The sequence below is a fragment of the Bradyrhizobium sp. AS23.2 genome, from assembly GCF_001908185.1.
Classification (GTDB): Bacteria; Pseudomonadota; Alphaproteobacteria; order Rhizobiales; family Xanthobacteraceae; genus Bradyrhizobium.
This window is the reverse complement of record NZ_LGHM01000177.1, coordinates 1-20,418: the sequence shown is the minus strand read 5'-3', so window position 1 is coordinate 20,418 and position 20,418 is coordinate 1. Positions and strand designations below refer to the sequence as shown.

The window sequence follows — 20,418 nt, the reverse complement described above, 5'->3', positions numbered from 1 at the left end:
GCAATCCACGGCCTGCTGTCCGGCGGCTACGCTGCAATGGATATTCGGCAGGGGCCATTTGATGCGTACAACACACGGGTCGATGCAGGGAACCTGACGAAAGCATGGGGGACCGCGAAGACAACGAATTGGTACAAGAACCGCTACGGAAGAGCATCCCAAACCTGGCCTTTCTCGCTGCTGGAGTATTGGCGGCTCACTGAGCGCGCCGATCTGTCGGACTATGAGATGATACAAGGGTGAAGTTGCTCCATACGTCGGAACGCGACCAGCCAATCCATGTGAAGCAGAGGAAGAGACGAATGCCCCACGTGATCGTGAAGCTCTATTCGGGGAGATCTGATGAACAGAAGAAATTACTCGCCAATGAGATCACCAAGACGATCATGGCGACCCTGGGATCCAAGGAAGACGCGATCTCCGTCGGAATAGAGGATGTCGAGCCAACGGAATGGTCGGAGCGCGTGCACAAGCCCGACGTGCTCGGCAAGCCCGAGACGATCTATAAGCGCCCAGGCGGCTGATCCGCCAGAGCGATGGGCGCGATGCCTTCCGTGGGGCGATCGCAACCCGAATCGTCGGTTCATCAATGTTAACGCTGCGGCGCCGCTGATCGCGATTGCGCCGCCGCAATTGATGGACGCGCTGAGGTTGATTGCACTCCCCGTTTTATCGGGGACCTGCATCAGTGTTTCGGGGGCGGGACCGGGGCCGGGCTTGCGGAGTGCTTTAACGTCGCCGACTTCATGGCCGTTTCGAGAGCCTTGCAATTGCTGCGTTGGCAGCATCTGTGCCGGCGGGTGATTTCAGGCGGCGCGGTCGCGACGGCAAAATGCCGATTGCAGACGTATTCGCGCGTGGGGCATGCAGGTTCTGAGAGACTTGCTTGGCGGCGCTCTGGATGCGCGCCTGCAGCAGTGCCAGACGCTCGGGCGGCGTACGCGCCTCCGACGTGATGAAGACCAGGCTGCCGACAACCTTCTGCTCGGGGCTAAAGATAGCCGTTCCGATTCCCAGAAGCCCACGATCAACCTCGCCGTGCGAGACGTACGCGCCGGCGGTACGCAGGCGCTTGAGGTTGGAGCGGAACTGATCCCAGTTTTCGCCCAGCCCCGCGCTGCGGATTTCATCCGCATGCCACAGCATCAGGTTGCGCAACTGATAGGGCGGTAGATTTGCCAGGATGGGCTTGGCCGTTGCTCCGCGAAACATCGGAAAAGGCCGTCCGCGCGCGTAACTCGACTCGATGGACGTGTCGGGCCAGTAGCGGTCCACGCACATGACCTTGTCGCCGTAGTAACTGCAAAGCATCAGGTTGGCATGCAGCTCGTCGCCGACGGCGCGCATGACATCGCGCGCCGCGCGCATCAAGGGATCGTGCTGACGAAGATGGCGGTCAAGTTCGATGATGCGGGAGCCCAGCACGTAGGCGCCGCCCGCAGTCGGGGTCAGCAGCCCGCTTTCGGTCAGCGATTTCAGGTAACGATATGCGGTAGCGCGGGAGCACTCCAGATGCGCCATGACATCTTCCTGGAACACGGCGGTCGTGTCGTCGCGGAAGAGGTCCAGAATGGACAGCATGCGATCTGGAGAGCTCATTGCGTGTTGGCGTACCTAGTGAATGTGGAAGCCGCCGTTGACGTCGACCACAATGCCGGTTGAATAGGAAGAGAGATCGGATGCGAGGAACAGGATGGCCTGCGCCACTTCGGTTGGCGAGCCGAAGCGTTGCAGCGGAATGCCTTGTTTCAGATCCCGCTCCCAATCATCGCCGAATTTTCCGAGGGTCATGTCAGTTTCGATGATGCCGGGCGCCACACAATTTGCACGAATGCCGCGTGGTCCCAATTCGCGCGCCAGGGCTTTGGTGAAGCTGATGACGCCCCCCCTTGGAAGCCGCGTAGTGCGAGCCGCCCAGCAGGCCGCCGCCCCGCAGAGCTGCAGTCGATCCCAAGTTGACGATAGCGGGCCTGCGCTCGCTTTGCATCAATGCCGGCAACGCCGCCTGCGTGATGTTGTAGGTCCCGGTGAGGTTGACCTCGATCATGCGGCGGAACTCATCGTCGCGCATGTCCCAGATGCGCGTGGCGGCCACGATGCCGGCATTGTTCACGAGTACGTCGATGCCGCCAAGCGCGGAGACGGCCGCCTCTATGGCTTGATCGCAGGACGCGATATCAGCGACATCGCAATGCAGCTTGACGCGTCCATCCAGGAGAACCGGTTGCGTGGCGGCCGGGTAGGCGCTGTCCAACACGGCGACGCTGGCGCCCTGCGCCAGGAACAACTCCACGATCGCCGCGCCGATGCCGCGCGGGTTGGCCCCGCCCGTCACCACCGCGCGCTTCCCGGCGAGCAAGCCGGTAGCACCCGCGCTCATTGCTGCACCAATGGGCATCCGCCCTGGTTGAGCGGTCGAAATGCCTGATCAGCAGGGATCTTGCGCACCAGCTTGTAGTAGTCCCAGTCGCGTTTCGATTCGGCCGGCTTTTTGACCTGGAACAGATAAAGATCGCGCACGACGCGGCCGTCTGCGCGGATGCTGCCGTTGTCAGTCATGAAATCATTGATAGGAGTTTCATGCATTCTCTTCAATACGGGTTCGGATGCATCGGTGCCGGCCGCTTTGATGGCGTTCAGGTAGTGCATGGTCGCGCCGTAATTGCTTGCCTGTACCATCGAGGGCATGCGGCCGGTGCGCTTGAAGAAACGTTCGGACCATTGGCGCGCCTTGTCGTCCTGGTCCCAGTAGAACGGCTCCACCAGGTTCAGCCCCTGTGCATGCTCCAGGCCCAGGCTGCGCACGTCGACGATGCTCATGTAGAGCGCGGCCACCCGCTGCTTGCTGCCCATAATACCGAACTCAAACGCTTGCTTGATGCTGTTGATGGTGTCGCCGCTGCCATTGGCGAGACCAATGACCTGCGCTTTCGAGGCTTGAGCCTGAAGCAGGAAGGACGAAAAGTCGGAGGTCGAGATCGGGTGCCGGACGCTGCCCAGCACTTCGCCGCCCCTGGCCTTCACCACCGCTGAGGCGTCGCGTTCGAGCGAATGGCCGAATGCGTAGTCCGAGGTGACGAAGAACCAGCTCTTGCCGCCGTCCTCCGTGACGCCGCTGGCCACACCGGTCGCATAGGCATAGGTGTCGTAGGTCCAGTGGATGCCGTTTGGCGAACAGGCTTTTCCCGTCAACTCACCCGAGCCGGCGCTGGTGTATATCACCACGCGCTTCTTCTGCCGGGTCAGATCCTGCACAGCCAGTGCGATGGCCGAGTTCGGCACGTCCAGGATCATGTCGACGTTTTCGTTCTCGTACCAGCGACGCGCGATGGACAAGCCGGTGTCCACCTTGTTCTGGTGATCGGCCGAGACGACTTCGATCGGCTTGCCGAGCACGGTGCCGCCGAAGTCTTCCACCGCCATCTTGACCGCCTCGACGCCAAACTGACCGGATAGATCGGCCATCATGCCGGACTGGTCGCCCAGCACGCCGATCTTGACGACATTGTCGGACACTTGCGCGTGTGCCGCCATTGGCAGGGTGCTGAGCAGGCAGGCGGCAACGACGTTCTTGTATTTGAATTGCATGGGCATGTTTCCTCGGGGATTGGCTTGAGCGCCGGCCTATGCTGACCGGGCGCGTGGGTGCGCTTATTCCAGCGTCTGGCCGGCGAATGCGTCGATGAACAGGTTTGGCTTCAGGAAGAAGCTCAGCACCAGGGCGCCATTCGGCGAACGCGCGATGTGGCGGTTGCCGCGGGGGCGCCAGACATAGTCGCCGGCACAAACCTCGCCCTCTTCATCAACGATCGAGCCTTCAAGTACGAAGGTTTGCTCCACTTCCACGTGTTCGTGCAGCGGCAATTCGGTGCCCGGCTGCCAGCGGAACAATGCGGTCAGCAGGCCGGTCTCCTTGTCCTGCATCAGCACCTTCATGTCGATGCCGGGCACTTGCGTGGGTTTCCAGGGTAATTCGCCCACTTTCAGAAAGCGCGACGCCAGCGGAGGCAGCGCGTCGAGGGCGGGGCAGCCGGGTGTTTCCAAAGCCATGGTGTCTCCTCCAAATTCCTACTGGAGATTTAATGATATTCTCTCCATTGAGTATTTGTAAATAGTCTTATATCTTGCGACTTTCTTTAAAGCGGATCGCTGCAACGCAGGCTCGCTCCGAAGGGGGAGTCAGGCGGCAAGAGGTCGGCATCGATGACCGAGGGGACAAAATTTGAAGCATGACTACCTGAGCGAGACCTTTGGTCTCGGGGGGGAGAGCAGCGCTCGTGACGGGCGCAGCACGCGGGTTGGGGTTCGCCATTGCGCGCGGTCTGGGCCTGGCTGGTGCGCGCGTCGTCATCAACGACCTGAGCGCGCAGGCCTGCGAGGAGGCGGCGGCGCAGTTGGCTCAAGAGGGCATCGCGGCCCGCGGCTTGGCCTTCGACGTAGCCGACGGTTCAGGCGCCGCCGAGGCGCTGGCGCAACTTGAGGCCGAGGGCCTGCCCATCGATGTGCTGGTCAGCAATGCCGGCAACCAGAACCGCAAGCCCGTGGTGGAGATGTCGTTGGACGAGTGGCAGGCCCTACACAATGTCCATGTCAATGGCGCGTTCAATTGCGCTCGCGCCGTGCTGCCCGGCATGACGCAACGCGGCTTCGGGCGCATCGTGCTGATGTCTTCGGTGGCAGGACAGGCCGCCATGCCCAACATCGCCGCCTACGCCACCGTCAAAGGAGCTATCGCCGCTTTCACGCGGGCGCTGGCGGTTGAATATGGCGCACGCGGAGTCACGTGCAATGCGTTGGCACCGGGCTTTGTGCGCACCGACTTCACGCAAGGCTTGCAGGACAATCCGCAGTTCCAGGCTTTCCTGTCCTCGGCTGTGCCGGCGGGACGCTGGGCGACCCCGCAGGATGTCGCTCCGGCCGTGGTGTTCCTGGCTTCGGCGGCCGCCTCGTTCGTCAATGGGCATGTGCTCGCGATCGACGGCGGTCTCCTGGCGCGCATGTAAGGGGGGCGCCCAGCGCGCCTGCAAATTGATGTTCCTGCACGTGGTGATGATGCAGCTCGGTCGTGATGCCGATGCGCAATTCCATGATCGCGTCCGGCACTATTGCGCGCGCATCAGGGCGGAATGCGACGGCGTCGCCGACTATGATTTTCAGCGTAACCTGGCAAGCCGCTCCGACGGGCTGGAGTATGCTGTCATAGGCGCATTTGCCGATTCAGCCACTCACGATCGCTATCAGGTCAGCTCCGCTCACCAGGAAATGAAGGCCTATATGGCAGGTTTCATCGAGCGTCTGGTGGTTTGCGATAGCGAAATCCAAACTTTCCCGTGAGTGCTCGCCGAGACGATCGGGATTGAGACTGCAAGGCACCGCCATGGCCACCGTCGCGGCTCGTCGAGCCGGGCGATGCTTCCTCAGGTTCGCAATGGCGCCCGATATTCGGCCGCGAGAGTCTCGTCGGCCGACGTGTGGCGGACGAGATTGAACAGCGGCGTGAGGACGACTGTCAGAATGAGGTTGAGGATCACGGCATACAGCGCCGAATAGCCGGGAAATGTGAAGTCGCCTACCGCAAGAGCATAGGTCGGAGTGAGGTTCGCGGCGACGAACATTGCGCTGCCTGCGACAATTCCCGCGGCCCATCCGATGACCAGCGCCCAATCGTTGAACCAACGCGTGTAGACGCCGAGCATCACGGCAGGCAGCGTCTGGATGATCCAGATTCCGCCGAGCAGCTGCAGGTAGATCGCAAATTTCGATGGCACGAACACGATGAAGGCCAGCGCGCCGAACTTGACGATGAGCGACACCCACTTTGCCATCTGCGCTTCCTGCTTGTCGGTGGGCGCGCCGTTGATGAATTCGCGGTGAATGTTGCGCGTGTAGAGACTGGCGGCGGCGATCGACATGATCGCAGCGGGCACGAGCGCTCCGATGCCGATGGCGGCAAAGGCGATGCCGACAAACCATGACGGAAAGGTATGGAGGAACAGGGCCGGCACCGCAAAGTTGTTGCCGAACTGTTTGAAGCCGGTTGCGTATTCGGGAAGATTGCCGACGCCTGCGGCAATCGCGAAGAAGCCGACGAGTGCAAGCAGGCCAAGCATGAATGAATAGGCCGGCAGAAGTGCCGCGTTGCGTCGAACGGCGCGTCCGCTGCTGGCACTCAGGATACCCGTGATCGAATGGGGGTAAAGGAAGAGCGCAAATGCCGATCCGAGCGCCAGCGTCGCGTAGGCGCCGTACGCGCCGGTCGTATTGGCGCCGGGCGTAGCCAGCAGGAGTTTCGAGGCCGGTACGGCTGCGAAGATCTTTTCAAAGCCGCCAAGCTGTATGGGAACGGCAACGATAGCGGCGAACGCCGTGACGTAAATCAGGATGTCCTTGACGATGGCAATTGACGCGGGGGCCCGCAGTCCGCTCGAATAGGTGAAGGCGGCGAGGATGATGAAAGCGAACAGCAACGGCAGGTCGCCAGAGTAACCCTCGCCGGAAACGCCCATCCCTCCGATCACGACCTGAAGCCCGACAAGCTGGAGCGCAATATAGGGCAACGTCGCGACGATGCCGGTGACCGCGATCGCCAGCGCGAGCCAGCGATTGCCGAAGCGCCCGCGGACGAAGTCGGCGGCCGTGATGTAGTTGTGCCGGTGGCAGACATACCAAAGCCGCGGAAAAAACAGGAAGAGAATGGGATAAGCGACGATCGTATACGGGACAGCGAAGAAGGCGACCGCGCCGGCCCCGAAAGCCAGCGCCGGAACGGCAATGAAGGTGTAGGCCGTGTAGAGGTCGCCGCCGATCAAGAACCAGGTGACGATTGTGCCGAAGCGACGTCCGCCAAGTCCCCATTCGTGCAACTGGTCGAGGTCGCCCTTGCGCCACCGCGCCGCAGCGAAGCCGAGCCACGTGATCAGGGCAAATAGCACCAGGAAGATGATCAAGGCAGTCCAGTTTACGTCCTGCACGGCATTCCTCCCGATTGGCGCTCCTTCGTTGTCGTGTCCCCTCTTGTGTGATGGCGCCCGCGGGCGGGCTAGTCCTCAGTTGCGAAATAGACGATTGCGGTCAGGATTGCTCCAAGGATGATCCAGAGAAGCTGGTACCAGTAGAAGAATGGAATGCCGATGAAGTCAGGTTCGTCCACGTTGTAGAACGGTGGCCAGAGAACGGCGACGAATTGAATGAGGAAGAGCAGATACCACCAACTCCATGCGGTGCGGCCGGTGGCTGCTTCCTGGATGCTGTATTTTGAACCGACGCCATTTGACATGCAGACCTCCTTCACCGAGGTGCGCCGATGCCGGTCAATGAAGCGGACGGTAGCGGAGCTATCTTGATGATCCCGGCAGCGAAAGCTGGGGCTCGTCACCTTCCCACGCAGCCTTCTCATCCGCGCCGTCGTCGTAACGCATCACCTGTTCCCGAGTTCCATCCCCCTTTCGGTTATGACGAGCCTTCAGCCGCATTGCAGCACAACGGCATGCGCGTTGACCCGCCACAATGGCTGGACGCCAATCGGCTTCTGACATTCATCAATCGAGCGGCGGATTACCCGCCGCCCGTTCGCCGGCGGCGGGTTCGGTGAGCGATCCGACGAAGTTCCGCATGAGGCGGCGTTGCCATCAATGATGATGGGCCGACACGCTCTTGACCCATTGGGTCAACAGATCCGCGGCGGCGGATTGGCCGACATCACCCAGGCTGATCATGCCGACCATCCGCTTGCTCTTGTTGATCACGGGCAGCCTGCGGACTTTCAGCGTCTCCATGTGATGCACGGCTTTCGCCAGATCGTCGTCTTCCCGGCAGCAATGGATGCCTTCGGTCATCACGTCCCGCGCCGTCATGCGCGCGGCGTTGAAGTCCTTGCTCGCAAGGCCTTTGCAGACGATGTCGCGATCGGTCACCATCCCGATCAGATGGTCGTTTTCGCCGATCGGAATGCAGCCGACGTCGTGCCCATTCATCAACTTCGCAATCTCGGTGATCGGGGTGTCGGGGCTGACCCAATCGACGCCCTTGTGCATTACTTCTTTGACCTTCATGGAGGACCTCCGTTGTGAACGCAGCCCCCCGCGATGTGACGATACAACGAACCGGGCGCGACCGCACGCGCGCCGCGACGAAGGCGTAGCTGGGTTCATCTCGCCTACATGCCGCGTCCGTCGTGCATGCTGAAGCGTCCATGCGGTGCATTGGCCGTCAGTCGCTCGAACTGCGCATGCGTGAGCTGGAGCAGTGTCTCGTGATCGCCGGCTTCGATATAGACCTCGGGCTGGGCCCGGATGCTGTCATCGACGATGAGATCGAGCCCGTAGCACCGGCCGACGGCCGGCACGGCGCCGTGCGCGCAATCCGCGAACAGCCGGTTGATCTCGGTTTCGTTGGCCATCACGAGATCCTCGCCAAGCCTTTCTTTCAAGTCGGGCAGGTTGAGATGGTGCGATGCGGGTACGACCGCGAGCATATAGCCGCCGTCATGCCGCAGTACGACGGCCTTGGCGAGACGATCGCCCGAGACGTGGCAGGCCTGCGCCGTACGCGTGGATGACATGGTGAGATCGTGCGGGATCTCGGCATACTGGATGTTCTCTGCAGCCAGATATCGGTGCAGCGTGGGAGCAATGGACATGGCGTCCTCCGGATGGGTATGCGAGCCATCCACCGTGAGGCTGCCCCCGCCGCACGATGGGCGGCCGCGTGATTGCCGGACTTCAGCATAGGCCTTGCCCTCGAATGCCGCAATTGGTTCGGGCGTTCGAATCGTTCCGGGCGCGCCACTAAACGATTTTCCACGACGCAGTGCGATTTGGCCGTCGACCGCACGAACGACGCCGGATCACCCCGGCATTGCGAACGTGCGGAACAGGGCGCGTCTCGCGAGATGAAGCCCTGGATCGCCGAGACCGGCCTGCCTGCCCCCGCACGTCCTCACGCAGCGCTCGTCGCGGAGCGACAGCTCTCAAGCCTGTTGCGTTGGATAGAGGGTTAGAATGTTCACGTTGACGTGACGCGGCTGCGTCACCGCGTAGAGGATCGCGCCGGCGACGTCCCCGCTGGTCAATTGCTCCATGTCTCCGAGCCTTTGTTCGACCGCTGTGCGGACATCGGCGCGCATGTGCGCGGTGAATTCGGTCTTGACCGCGCCCGGCTCTATGCTGGTCACGCGGATGAAATCCTTGCCGATCTCGCGCCGCAGCGACTCTGCGATCGCGCTCGCGGCATGCTTGGTGCCGGAGTAGACGGTCGAGGGGTGGATGTAGCGGCCAGTGCCGGATGAGACGATGACGATGTGGCCATCGCCCTGCTGCTTCATGACCGGCAGCGCGGCATGAATCGGATAGAGCAGGCCGAGAATGTTGACATCGACCATCTGGCGGTACTCTGCTGTGGTCGTGTTCTGGAATGGTGCGGCGACGCCGACGCCGGCGACACAGAGCAGCATGTCGAGCCGGCCGGACTCCCGCACGACGCGCTGCACCATTCCGGCGGCCTGCGCCTCCTCCGTCACGTCCGCTTCGATCGGCAGCGCTTCGCCGCCGGCCTGACCGATGCGCGCCGCGAGGTGCGTCAGGCGCTCCACGCGGCGCGCAGCGAGCGCCACGGTCGCGCTTTCCGCCGCGAGTGCCAGCGCTGTCGCCTCGCCGATGCCTGACGAGGCCCCCCGTCACCAAGGCGACTTTTCCGGCCAGCTTGTCTGCCATGTCTCGTCTCCAGTGTGTTCGTTCGATCGAACACAGAATGGGGCAAAGACGTCCATTGGAAAATGGCATATAAAGTGCAGACAATATTTGGATTCCGAGGCATAATGCGCGGCAGCGACTTTGCGCAACTTCGAGCCTTCGTGACGGTTGTCGCGCGCGGCAATTTCGCGCGGGCCGCCGCGGAACTGCGAATCTCCGCGTCCACGCTTAGCCAGACCATTCGCGAACTGGAAACGCGGCTCGGCGTGCGCTTGCTCAATCGCACGACGCGCAGCCTCTCGCTGACCGACGCGGGTGAGCGCCTTCATGCGCGCTTCAAGCCGGCGATGCTTGAGATGGAAGCGGCGGTTCAGGATGTCGCCACGTTGCGCGACACGCCAGCGGGGACGCTGCGTGTGCATCTGCCGAGCGTTGCTGCTGCTGCTTATCTCGAGCCGGTGCTCGGCCGGTTTCACGCGGCATATCCCGACATCGTCCTCGACGTGACGATCAGCGGCTCCGTTACTGACATCGTGGAGGCTGGCTATGACGTCGGAGCACGGCTCGGCGAGTTTCTCGAAGCCGACATGGTTGCCGTGAAGCTCGGTGGCGAGCAGCGCCAGCTCGCTGTGGCTTCACCGGCCTACATCAAGCGTCACGGGCGTCCCAACACGCCGGCCGATCTGCTCACGCACCGCTGCATCAATTGGCGCCAGCCAGGCAGCACCGGCGTCTACAGGTGGGAATTCGTGAAGGATGGCCGCTGGTTCGCGGTGGCGGTCAACGGCCCGCTTGTCGTCTCGGACCGCAACATGGCGATCGCCGCCGCCGTGCAGGGCGTTGGAATCGCGTTCTGGGCGGAGGAGCTTCTGCGTCCGTTGATCAAAGCGGGCAGACTCGTGCCGTTGCTCGAAGAATGGTGCGGATCATTTCCCGGCTGGTATGTCTATTATCCAAAGCAGCGCCACGTACCGCCGACCGTGCGAGCCTTCGTCGATTTCCTGCAACGGCCAAAGGTCGGTTGACCATCAATTTTGTGCGCGCTTTGCGCCAGAAGCTGAACGATGGGTCAGATGGCGTAGCGGCTCTGGCTTGAACGGTGTGGCGCAGCGTGTACCGGCGCAGTCCAGCGCAAGACATCATAGCGCCACGGCGAAGCAATAGTGCCCATCTTCATCGGCCGTGGCGCGCCATTTGCTTACAAAACCGCGAACATTTCCGTTCTCGCTCGGGCCGCCGCGCGCTGGAGGCCTGATAGCTCCGAGGACCCGCGGAGGATCAGGTGCCCTCTTACGCGGCCGTACCGTCAATCGAGCGGCGGATCACCCGCTGCACTTCCGCATTCGACAGAAACAGATCGTGGTTGATGATGCCCCAGCCTTCCTGGGAAGCATCGACCACGCGCACGCCGAGCTGCTGGATGGCGGTCTTCTCGGCGGCGCCGACCCTGGTCATTCCACCTGCGATTTGCCCCGACAGCGCCAGCGCGCGATCGTTCGTCGCGGCGATCACGGTGATCTTGCCGGCGAGCGGACCGATGCGGTGGATCGCCGACGAGAATACGTCCATGTCGATATCAGGCGCGGCAAACACGACCGCACCGATCTTGCTCGCAACAGTGTCGCCGTATCGCGCATAGAGCTGACGCAGGCTTTCGAGCGTCAGCATGGTTCCCATGCTGTGCGCAACGATGTGCACGCGGCCGCCGCCTGAAGCCGACACGATGGAAGAGAGCACGCGTTCGAAATCGTCGCGGGACCACATTGCGCTGTCGCGGTCATAGGCATAGTCGAACAGTCCTGCCCTGGAGGGCCAGGAGAACACCATGGTCCGGCCGTGGAACTTGATCCCATCGGAGAGATGGGCGGCATCGAGCGCCGCCGTCTCGAATGTCTGCTTGAAGCCGTGCACATAGATCAACACGTCTCCTCCCCCGCCGGCCTGCGCAAGGAGATCGCCAACGTCGGTCGGCACCGGTTCGACCCGATCAAGACGCCAATCGCCAAGTCCGACCGAGGCGAGAGAAAGACGGCTCTCGTCCGGCGCCACCAGCTTCGCCCGCGCGACCGTCATTGTGGTCGCACGTTCCGGCCCGAACCAGGGTTTCGTGCGACCGCCGTTCACGGGCTTGCGCGTGGTGGCGACGAGCAATGTGGGGTCAACCGAGAGGGACGACGCGTCGAAGCGCGCGCCGGCCGCGCCCAAGCCTGCGCATCCGCCAAGCGCGAGGGCGCTGCCTGCCGACACAAGCCCGCCCAGGAGCGCGCGGCGCGACACGAGAGTCTCATGTTGCAGAAGAAGATGTCGGACGATCACACGGAACCTTCGGGAACACTGCCCACCGTTTGCCCTGGTCGCTGCGTGAATGATGATGGCGGCGAGAAAAGGGCGATCCGGTTCCGCTTCAATCAGAACCGATAAGTACTGGCGCTGATGCCGGCTCTGGCTCAGGAATCTTGCCGTGACGGCGTTGCAGGACGCGGATCAAGGCTTCATCCTTGCCACGACTTCAGGCCGGTTCTTCTCGAGCCAGGCCAGAGCTTCCGGCCCGTCGACGACACACTCGTAGGTCTCCCAGGTCGGGTCCTCCAGGGACTCCTCTTGAAGTCGCTTCGCCGCATATTCCATGAGGTTATGCAAGCGTTCATATCCTCGCCGGCGCTCGAGCGACTCTGCAATCGCTGCGCTCGTCCATTCCCGCCGGGCCAGATCGATGATGCTCGGAGCGTCGGCCTCGCTGAACCAGGGTGTGGCATCGAACTCGAGACAGATGACGTTGTCGGCGGTGTGGCAAGTCGCGTGGATCATTGGACCCTCCGTTTGCGGGCGCGGACGCCTAATCAGCCCTTGACCAGATCCCCCAGCAAGTTCGCCGCCACCGTCAGCTTGGCGATGGTCAGGCCGCTGGCAGCAATTTCCTCGACCGAGCGTCGGATACGCGTCGCTTCGGGATGCGCCGCGAGCCATGTCTCGACGGCCGGATGGCCGGACTGGCCGGTTGCCAGCATATCCGCGGCCAGCCTTCTTTCGGCGCCAGCGATCTGCTCAACGGCGCGATCGATGGCCATACGTTCGAAATAATCGTTTGCCGGCACGCTGCGCGCGGCGGCGATGATGCGGTCGAGACGGAAATTTGCCTCGGCGTCGAAGAAGGTCGCGGCGGCGTCGCCGATCGGGCGCGTGGTGCGCTCGGCAACCGTCACGATGTCGGGTGCGGAGACCAGAGCGTCGAGATCAGCGAGTTCGCCGGCGAGGCCGGCCGGGACACCGGCGTCGGTGAGTTCCTGCCGCCGCTTGCCGCGCGCGGTCTGCAGGTCCGGCGGCAGGGTGGTGTCGAGCCCGGCGGCGATCTGGCGAATAGCCGGGCCGAAGCGCGTGACGACGGCCTCCAGTCCGTCCTTGAAATCGACATGGCGCACGTACCAGACCATGCGGGAGAGCAGGAGGTCCTGCACAGAAGCGTAGAGGGACAGCTGCACCTGCCCGTCGATGCAGGCGTCGAGTGCATCGATCGCGTCATTGAGGAACTTCAGTCCATAGCATTCATCGACCGCCACATAGGCCATGACGATGGTCGGGATATCGGCGTCGGTCTCGTCGATCAGGCGCACGACACAGGCCGGACCGCCGCGGTTGATCACCGCATTGGCAAGACTGGTCGCGATGATCTCCCGCCGCAGGCGATGCAATTCGGCCGCTGTCGGGAACTTGTCTTGAACCTCGCGCGGAAAATACTGAGATAGTTCGCGGGCAAGATAGGGATCATCGGGCACCCTGGTGACGAGCAGGTCATCGTAGAGTGTCAGCTTGGCGTAGGCGAGCAGCACGGCAAGCTCAGGCCGCGTCAGGAACTGGCCGCGTCGTGTGCGCTCGGTGAGCGCTGCGTCGTCGGGCAAGAACTCCACCGCGCGGCTGAGCAAGCCGCGATGTTCGAGCGACTGCATCAGGCGGGCGAGGAAGCCGGTCTCGGCCACGCCTTTACGCTCGGCGAGCGAGAGCGCCAGCGTCTGCAGATAGTTGTTACGCAGCACCAGCGCGCCGACCTCGTCGGTCATCGCGGCCAGCAGGCTGTTGCGGTCGGCGGGACTGAGGCGTCCCTCGCGCTCGGGGCGCGCCAGCGCGATCTTGATATTGACCTCGACGTCCGACGTATTCACGCCGGCCGAATTGTCGATGGCGTCGGTGTTGAGCTTGACGCCCTTCTGCGCCGCCTCGATGCGGCCGCGCTGGGTGACGCCGAGGTTGGCCCCTTCGCCGATCACCCGGGCGCGCACGTCGCCACCCGTGATCCGGATCGGATCGTTGGCGCGGTCCCCGACCTGATCGTCGCTTTCCCCGGAGGAGCGGAGATAGGTGCCGATGCCGCCAAACCACAAGAGGTCCGCGCGCGCCTTCAGGATCGCCGTCATCACCTCGAAAGGCGTGGCTTGCGGCTTGTCGAGATCGAGCAGGGTGCGCACTTCCGGACCGAGCGGGATCGCCTTGAGCTGGCGTGAGAACACGCCGCCCCCCCTGCGAGATCAGCGATTTGTTGTAGTCCTCCCAGCTCGATCGCGGCAGGTCGAACAGGCGCTTGCGCTCGGCGAAGCTGATGGCCGGATCGGGCGAGGGATCGATGAAGATGTCGCGATGATCAAAAGCCGCCACAAGCCTTGTCGCCGGCGAGAGCAGCATGCCGTTGCCGAAAACGTCGCCGGACATGTCGCCCACGCCGACCGCAGTGAACGGCATGGTCTGAATGTCGGTGCCGAGCTCGCGGAAGTGGCGCTTGACCGCCTCCCAGGCGCCGCGCGCCGTGATCCCCATCTTCTTGTGGTCGTAGCCCTGGCTGCCGCCGGATGCGAAGGCATCGCCGAGCCAATGGTTCTTCTCGGCCGAGATCGCGTTGGCGATGTCGGAGAAGGTGGCGGTGCCCTTGTCGGCGGCGACGACGAGGTAGGGGTCGTCGCCGTCGTGGCGCATGGTCGAGTCGGGCGGCACGACGACGTCGCCATCGAGATTGTCGGTGAGCTCGAGCAGCGAGCGAACGAAGATGCGGTAGGCTTCGGTGCCTTCCGCGAACCAGGCGTCGCGATTGGAAGGCGACGGCAGGCGCTTCGGTACGAAGCCGCCCTTGGCGCCGACCGGCACGATCACGGCGTTCTTGACCTGCTGGGCTTTGACCAGGCCGAGGATCTCGGTGCGGAAATCCTGCGGCCGGTCGGACCAGCGCAGTCCGCCGCGCGCCACCTTGCCGAAGCGCAGGTGAATGCCTTCGACACGGGGCGAATAAACGAAGATCTCGTAGAGCGGTCGGGGAGGGGGCAGGTCCTCGATCCGGCGTGCGTCGAACTTGAATGAGATCACCGGACGCGGATGTCCGTCCCGGCCGACCTGCCACAAATTGGTGCGGATGGCCGCCTGCACCAGATTGGTGAAACGGCGCAGGATGCGGTCTTCATCGAGCGCGGCGACGGATTTGAGCTGCTCCTCGATTTCGGCAAGGAGGGCCGTTTCGCGTGCCGAACGCTCGCGATCCGTCAGCGCGAGGCGCGGATCGAGGCGGGTCTGGAACAGCGCGACCAGGTTGGCCGTGATCGCGGCGTTCTTGCGCAACGTCTCCCACATGTAATCCTGGGTGAACGGAGCGCGGATCTGGTGCAGGTAGCGCGACAGCGCCCGGATGGTCGAGACTTCCCGCCAGCTCAGAGTGGTACGCAGGATCAGCCCGTTATATCCATCGGATTCGGCACGATCGGTGACCACCGCCATGATCGAGGCTTCCAGGCGATGGCTGAATTCCGGGTTGATCTCGATGGGCTGTCCGTCACTGGTCTCGATCGTCATGTCGTGCAGCCAGACTGGCTCCGGCCGGTTACCGGGCACGATCTGATAGGTGCGTTCGTTGACCACGCGCAGGCCGTGATTCTCGATCACCGGCACTCGGTAGGACAACGACAGCGGTGCGGCGTCGGAAAAGACCTTCAAGCCGAGGCGCTTGGGGTCGTCCTCCTCGAAGCGGCGAACCGAAATCGTTATCGGGCGGGCTGGCGTCAGCTTTTCGATCGTGGCGATATCGGCGATTGCCTGCTCCGCGCTGAAAATTTCGGTGTAGCCACCGGTAAATGCCCGGGCATAACGGTTGGTGAGCATGCGCGCCCGCATGCCATCGGTCGACGCAGTGAGCGCGGCCTTCATCTTGTCGACCCAGGTCGCGGCAATGGCGCTGATCCCGGCTTCGAGCGTGGCGCGCTCGACGACAGGAGTTTTGCCTTCATAGCGCCCGATGATGAAATGGACGCGCGCAAGCGCGCCTTCGGGGAATGCTACATAGGAGGCGGACAGGGTCCCCTTGTAGGCCTGCTCTAGGAAGGCTCCGACGCGCGTGCGGACGTTGGTGTCGTATTTGTCGCGCGGAATGAAGGTAAGGATGGAGACGAAGCGATCGAACTTGTCGACCCGCGTCAGCGCCCGGACGCGGGGGCGCTCGTAGAGGATCAGGATCTCAATGACGAAGTTGTAGAGCGTGTCGACGTCGATCTGGAACAGGTCGTCACGCGGATAATCTTCGAGAATATGCATCAGCGCCTTGCCGGAATGGCCGTTCGGGTCGAAGCCTGCGCGCTGCAGCACCCGCGAAACCTTGTGGCGCACATAAGGGATCTGCCGTACCGAGCGGGTATAGGCGCCCGAGGTAAAAAGGCCGACGACGCGCAGCTCGCCTTCGAGCCGGCCGTCGGGCGAATACAGCTTGATGCCCACATAATCCATCCGGATGCGGCGATGGACGCGGCTGGAGACATTGGCCTTGACCACGATCAGCAGGGTCGGCTCGTGCATGAACTCGCGGATTTCCGACGTCATCACCACCATTTCGGTGCCGCGGCGCAGGACCTTCACGTTCGGATCGCGCAAGATGCCGAGGCCTTCGCCGGTTGTAATGTCGTCCGACGCCTCGCTGTCGGGCGAGAAGCGATATTCGCGCACTCCGAGGAAGGTGAAATTGTCCGCGCAGAGCCATTGCAGGAACTGATTGGCTTCGGCAACCTCGTCGATCGGCAGCGGCGGCGGATTGGAGGAGAACGTCTTGATCGCTTCCTCGACGCGGTCACGCATGGCGCGCCAGTCGGCGACGCAGGCGCGGACATCGTTCAACGTCCCGGTGAGGCCGTCGATCAGCTTCTGACGATCGGCATCGGCGTCCAGGCGAGTGATGTGGAAATGAATCAGGCTTTCGCGCGCGCCCTTTGCTCCCTCCGGCAGCGCTTCGCCGTAGAACCGCAGCAGCTTGCCCTCATTATCGCGCTCCACGGCGATGATCGGGTGAGCGACAAGGGTGACTTCGATGCCCTGCTCGGCGAGCTCCGCCATGGTGGAATCGAACAGGAAGGGCATGTTGTCGTTCAGAATCTCGAGCACGGAAATCTCGCGCCCGTTCGGCAACGTCGGGTTGAGGACGCGGATATCGGCACTGCCGGCCGTGCGCCGCTGCACGTGCTCCCAGGCTTGCTCCGCCAGAAGGGCAAGCGAGGCGGCGTCGTAATTGGCGAGATCCTCGATATTTGTGTAGCCGAACAACGGCTCGGCAAAGGCCCGGGGGCTCTTGCCCGCCGGCACGCTGCCCGCTGCATCGCGGATCAGGGTCGCCCGGGCCTTGTCGTCGCGCCACGCCATAATGTCCTCCATTTGCCGCGCCGTCCGACCGCAGCCGCGATCATCAGCCTGATTCTGGAGTTCATCTCTTCGAGCGCCGCGATCGACTGTTACGCGAAATCCTCGGTCTCGAAGCTTCGACGGCTTCCGAGGATCATACTACGATCCCGGAGCGAAAGGCGCACGCTGTCGTGAGAGGCGTGCTGAAATACCCTACGACAGCCGAAGTCGGCGCCGACGGCCGTCGAACCATTGACGCAGAAAAAATAACAAGCAATTTCAATGGTATAAGAGTTTGCTTTTTGTTCTGATCGGCGCGCCACTTCGATACAAAACTGGGCACGCCAAAACCTGCCGATTTTGCGCCGCGAGCCGCGACAAGCGTGTGCAGGAGCATGCTTTTCGCCCCCACGATGCGAACTTCTTTGGTGTCCACTTCGATGCGCTGGGCCAGCGCGCGGAGGTGATCGCGCCGGTAGCCGCCCGATTCGGTCCGCATGCGCCTTCGACAGCAGAGGGACGCGAACACGCGAAGAAAAAAGCGGGGAGAATGACGAGGGCCCGCTTCAATATTTCGCCACGACAGCTTCCGCACCGAACCGGTAGTTCAGGCCGGCGCGGAACACGTGATCATGCACGCTGCTGGAGACAGTCGTAGTCAGAAGCGGACTAAAGCCGTTCGGTGTCGCAAAGGTATCGGAAACGTTCCCGAGGTCCACGTACAGGTATTCCAGCTTGGCGCTCCATGGTCCCGAAATAGCGCCTTCGATGCCGCCACCAAGCGTCCAGCCGCCTTTGGTATGAGTTGCGCTCGCCGTTGAAACGATGCCGGGACCACCGAGATCGGTGATGTTGGTGCGCACCTGTCCATACGCTGCACCGCCGGTCACATACATTAAGGCGGGACCAACTACGTAGCCAAGTCGCCCGCGCGTCGTTCCGAACCAGCGGAGCTTCCGTTCGAGCATCGTGCCGGTGTCGTACGTTAGTTCGCAGGCCCCAACGCACGCGGTGTCGACCTGGTTGGCGCCCTGGATATCGGTCTCAAGGCCAAGCACCCAGTGGGTCAATTGCCAATTGTAACCAATCTGGCCGCCGCCGAGCCATCCACCAGGCGCAAAGGTGAACGTCTCCGGAAATCCGGCCCCGAAAACGGGAGCAGCACGGCTGAAGCTCGCCGGGTCGTGGCCGACGCCATAGCCCACATTTGCGCCGACATAGAAGCCCGCCCAGTTGTAGAGGGGCGCCGCCATTGCGCGTGGAATCGTATCAACCGTACCGAGGCCGGCGCCGCCAAAGCGATAGTTCAGGCCGGCTCGTACCATGTGGTCGCGGATGTCACTGGTCACCCGTGTGGTGATCGTACCACCACCCGGAAGGGCCGTGGTGAACGAATCCGAGATGCTGCCGAGGTCCATGTATAGATACTCGACTTTAGCCGTCCAATTCCCGAACAGCGCCGTCTCAATTCCGCCGCCGACCGCGCCGCCGGTCAACGAGTGCCTGAAGCTCGCCGCATTCGCCGTGCCCTCTAGCGAGCGCACCAGCCCAATGTTGGTATCGAGCCGGCCGAAGGCGAAGCCGCCTGTCAGATAGAACAGCGTGCTGCCGGCCGCATAGCCAACGCGGCCACGCACCGTGCCGAAGTCCCGCAGCTTCTGCTCGATGTTGACGGTGGTTTCGGTGTCGCACACAAACACGCAGGCTGAATCCCGTTGCCCGCTCCACTGCCAGTCGCCTTCGATACCGAGCACGAGATTGCCAAACTGCTTGTTGTAGCCGGCCTGGAGGCCGCCCAGCCAACCGACTGGGCCCTGGGTCACAGATTCAGGCGGCGGAACCGGCGCTCCAAAGAAGCCGGGGAAGCCCACCGTGCTCGGATCTCGGCCGACACCATGCCCGACGTTGGCGCCGACATAGAAACCGGTCCAGTCGTAAACGGAGACTGCGATCGGAGCCTTGACCGCGAGATCGGCAGCCGCCGCTGGGACGCTGACGAGTACGACCGCGGCTGCGGCGCCAAACCATCCTTGCCTCATATCGAGTCCATTCCCCCAAAACCGTCTACCTACCGCTAATGGATATCGGCTCGCCTCTGCTGGAGCTAGGACCGGGCGGAACTTTTGTTCCGCGGCAAGTAAGTGGATGTCGTTTTTGGGGGCAAGTGTTGTAACACGGAAACATCGCAGGTCGTCGTAGCCTTAACGGTTGACGCGAGAAACAGACTTTGGCGTCATAGCGCCACGGCGAAGCAATAGTGCTCATCTTCATCGGCCGTGGCGCGCCATTTTGCTACCATTTGGAATGAGCTGCGAGCTCCGGCTTTGACCTGTCAAAGCTCCGCCTTTGAAGATTGTCGCTGAACAGAGGCCGTTGATTTCGCTTTTGCACGGATCAGGTGACGCCTGTCTGATGTGCGTCAGTTACCGCGCAGAAGCCGTTCAGGTGCGAATATCTCATTGAGTATGGCGCGAGCGCGGACTTCAACGCCCAGAACTTCGGTGGGCGCATCGAAGGCGGCTACCGGATTCCGCTGTGGGCGTCACTCGACATGACGCCTTACGCGGCGGTTCAGGTGCAGGGTTTCCGCACGCCGTCATACGGCGAAGCGCCCGACCTCCGGCTCGGCGCAGTTTGCACTCAACCATGACGCCCGGACCGCGACTGCCGTGCGCACCGAACTTGGCAGTCGAATCGACAAGTCGTGGCGCGTGCCTGACGGCAGCGTGCTGAATTGGTTCGGCAAGGCGGCGTGGGCCCATGATGTGGTCAGCGATCCCAGGATGAACGTCAGCTTCATCATCCTTCCGGTGGCGAACTTCGCGGTCAACGGCGCGACGCCGGCCCGCGATCTCGCGCTGCTCACTGCGGGCGTGGAATGGCGGTTCGGCAACGGCATCTCCATGACGGCGAAGTTCGATGGCGAATTTACCGAGCAGTCGCTGACTTATGCCGGCACCGCGCGGCTGCGCTACGCGTGGTGATCGTGGTTCGGGCGCTTAGAGCGTTTTCGAGCGAAGTGGAGGCCGGTTCGCGTAAAGAAAACGCGTCAAAACAAGAATCTAGAGCCCCGTTCCGATTCCATCGGAACGGAAAT

At 62.6% G+C, this 20,418-nt stretch carries 19 protein-coding genes and 3 pseudogenes; 7 read left to right on the top strand and 15 right to left on the bottom strand.

Annotated features, from left to right (window positions below):
- A pseudogene (locus AC630_RS45850) lies at window positions 1–243 on the top strand (hypothetical protein); the annotation flags it as partial.
- A gap of 59 nt (window positions 244–302) precedes the next feature.
- Complete coding sequence (locus AC630_RS33735) at window positions 303–524, top strand: tautomerase family protein (RefSeq protein ID WP_074122747.1); 222 nt, start codon at window positions 303–305, stop codon at window positions 522–524.
- A gap of 220 nt (window positions 525–744) precedes the next feature.
- On the opposite strand, the gene AC630_RS33730 is transcribed toward AC630_RS33735, so the two are convergent.
- From AC630_RS33730 to AC630_RS33715, 5 genes are read right to left on the bottom strand one after another with little or no spacing between them, the layout of a single operon-like run.
- On the bottom strand, window positions 745–1,581 hold the full coding sequence (locus tag AC630_RS33730) for an IclR family transcriptional regulator (protein WP_208867079.1): 837 nt from the start codon (window positions 1,579–1,581) through the stop codon (window positions 745–747).
- Window positions 1,582–1,614: 33 nt separating this feature from the next.
- Window positions 1,615–1,848 (bottom strand): SDR family oxidoreductase, encoded by a 234-nt coding sequence (locus AC630_RS47930; protein ID WP_283808475.1) that lies wholly within the window; start codon window positions 1,846–1,848, stop codon window positions 1,615–1,617.
- The gene (locus tag AC630_RS33725; RefSeq protein WP_283808474.1) at window positions 1,793–2,359 is read right to left on the bottom strand and encodes an SDR family NAD(P)-dependent oxidoreductase; all 567 of its coding nucleotides are present in this window, start codon (window positions 2,357–2,359) and stop codon (window positions 1,793–1,795) included. Before AC630_RS33725 ends, AC630_RS47930 begins: the two co-directional genes overlap by 56 nt.
- 17 nt (window positions 2,360–2,376) lie before the next feature.
- Window positions 2,377–3,594, bottom strand: a complete 1,218-nt coding sequence (locus AC630_RS33720) for an ABC transporter substrate-binding protein (RefSeq protein ID WP_502691567.1) — start codon at window positions 3,592–3,594, stop codon at window positions 2,377–2,379.
- 57 nt (window positions 3,595–3,651) lie between these two features.
- Complete coding sequence (locus AC630_RS33715; RefSeq protein WP_074122740.1) at window positions 3,652–4,050, bottom strand: cupin domain-containing protein; 399 nt, start codon at window positions 4,048–4,050, stop codon at window positions 3,652–3,654.
- 227 nt (window positions 4,051–4,277) lie between these two features.
- Between AC630_RS33715 and AC630_RS33710 the strand changes: the two genes are divergently transcribed.
- Complete coding sequence (locus AC630_RS33710; protein WP_074122739.1) at window positions 4,278–5,003, top strand: SDR family NAD(P)-dependent oxidoreductase; 726 nt, start codon at window positions 4,278–4,280, stop codon at window positions 5,001–5,003.
- Between the two features lie 28 nt (window positions 5,004–5,031).
- On the top strand, window positions 5,032–5,334 hold the full coding sequence (locus tag AC630_RS33705) for a Dabb family protein (RefSeq protein ID WP_074122738.1): 303 nt from the start codon (window positions 5,032–5,034) through the stop codon (window positions 5,332–5,334).
- Window positions 5,335–5,417: 83 nt separating this feature from the next.
- On the opposite strand, the gene mctP is transcribed toward AC630_RS33705, so the two are convergent.
- The 5 genes from mctP to AC630_RS33680 all read right to left on the bottom strand — a co-directional run bounded on the left by mctP (window position 5,418) and on the right by AC630_RS33680 (window position 9,610).
- Window positions 5,418–6,971, bottom strand: a complete 1,554-nt coding sequence (gene mctP / locus AC630_RS33700) for a monocarboxylate uptake permease MctP (RefSeq protein ID WP_074122737.1) — start codon at window positions 6,969–6,971, stop codon at window positions 5,418–5,420.
- A gap of 68 nt (window positions 6,972–7,039) precedes the next feature.
- Entirely contained in the window at window positions 7,040–7,276 is a 237-nt protein-coding gene (locus tag AC630_RS33695; protein WP_074122746.1) for a DUF3311 domain-containing protein, read from the bottom strand.
- Window positions 7,277–7,628: 352 nt separating this feature from the next.
- The gene (locus AC630_RS33690; RefSeq protein ID WP_074122736.1) at window positions 7,629–8,051 is read right to left on the bottom strand and encodes a CBS domain-containing protein; all 423 of its coding nucleotides are present in this window, start codon (window positions 8,049–8,051) and stop codon (window positions 7,629–7,631) included.
- 104 nt (window positions 8,052–8,155) lie between these two features.
- Entirely contained in the window at window positions 8,156–8,638 is a 483-nt protein-coding gene (locus tag AC630_RS33685) for an aminoacyl-tRNA deacylase (protein ID WP_074122745.1), read from the bottom strand.
- Window positions 8,639–8,968: 330 nt separating this feature from the next.
- Entirely contained in the window at window positions 8,969–9,610 is a 642-nt protein-coding gene (locus tag AC630_RS33680) for an SDR family oxidoreductase (protein ID WP_245330600.1), read from the bottom strand.
- 204 nt (window positions 9,611–9,814) lie between these two features.
- On the opposite strand from AC630_RS33680, the gene AC630_RS33675 reads away from it, so the two are divergent.
- The gene (locus AC630_RS33675) at window positions 9,815–10,714 is read left to right on the top strand and encodes a LysR family transcriptional regulator (RefSeq protein ID WP_074122735.1); all 900 of its coding nucleotides are present in this window, start codon (window positions 9,815–9,817) and stop codon (window positions 10,712–10,714) included.
- A gap of 265 nt (window positions 10,715–10,979) precedes the next feature.
- On the opposite strand, the gene AC630_RS33670 is transcribed toward AC630_RS33675, so the two are convergent.
- The 5 genes and pseudogenes from AC630_RS33670 to AC630_RS33650 form a co-directional block, all read right to left on the bottom strand.
- Window positions 10,980–11,966 carry an alpha/beta hydrolase gene (locus AC630_RS33670; RefSeq protein WP_208867077.1) on the bottom strand — a complete coding sequence of 329 codons (987 nt, stop codon included), beginning with the start codon at window positions 11,964–11,966 and terminating at the stop codon, window positions 10,980–10,982.
- A gap of 207 nt (window positions 11,967–12,173) precedes the next feature.
- Window positions 12,174–12,497: a hypothetical protein gene (locus AC630_RS33665; protein WP_074122734.1), complete on the bottom strand. Its 324-nt coding sequence runs from the start codon at window positions 12,495–12,497 to the stop codon at window positions 12,174–12,176.
- A gap of 32 nt (window positions 12,498–12,529) precedes the next feature.
- Window positions 12,530–17,354: pseudogene (locus AC630_RS33660) on the bottom strand (NAD-glutamate dehydrogenase).
- Window positions 17,355–17,475: 121 nt separating this feature from the next.
- Window positions 17,476–17,820, bottom strand: coding sequence for a hypothetical protein (locus AC630_RS33655; RefSeq protein WP_074122733.1), 345 nt, complete (start codon window positions 17,818–17,820; stop codon window positions 17,476–17,478).
- 67 nt (window positions 17,821–17,887) lie between these two features.
- Window positions 17,888–19,360, bottom strand: a complete 1,473-nt coding sequence (locus AC630_RS33650; RefSeq protein WP_074122732.1) for an outer membrane protein — start codon at window positions 19,358–19,360, stop codon at window positions 17,888–17,890.
- 419 nt (window positions 19,361–19,779) lie between these two features.
- Between AC630_RS33650 and AC630_RS48490 the strand changes: the two genes are divergently transcribed.
- Together AC630_RS48490 and AC630_RS33640 are read left to right on the top strand one after the other, a co-directional pair.
- Window positions 19,780–19,971 (top strand): autotransporter domain-containing protein, encoded by a 192-nt coding sequence (locus AC630_RS48490; RefSeq protein ID WP_083636483.1) that lies wholly within the window; start codon window positions 19,780–19,782, stop codon window positions 19,969–19,971.
- Window positions 19,955–20,305: pseudogene (locus AC630_RS33640) on the top strand (autotransporter outer membrane beta-barrel domain-containing protein); the annotation flags it as partial. The gene AC630_RS48490 and the pseudogene AC630_RS33640, both read left to right, overlap by 17 nt.
- Window positions 20,306–20,418: the final 113 nt, after the last annotated feature.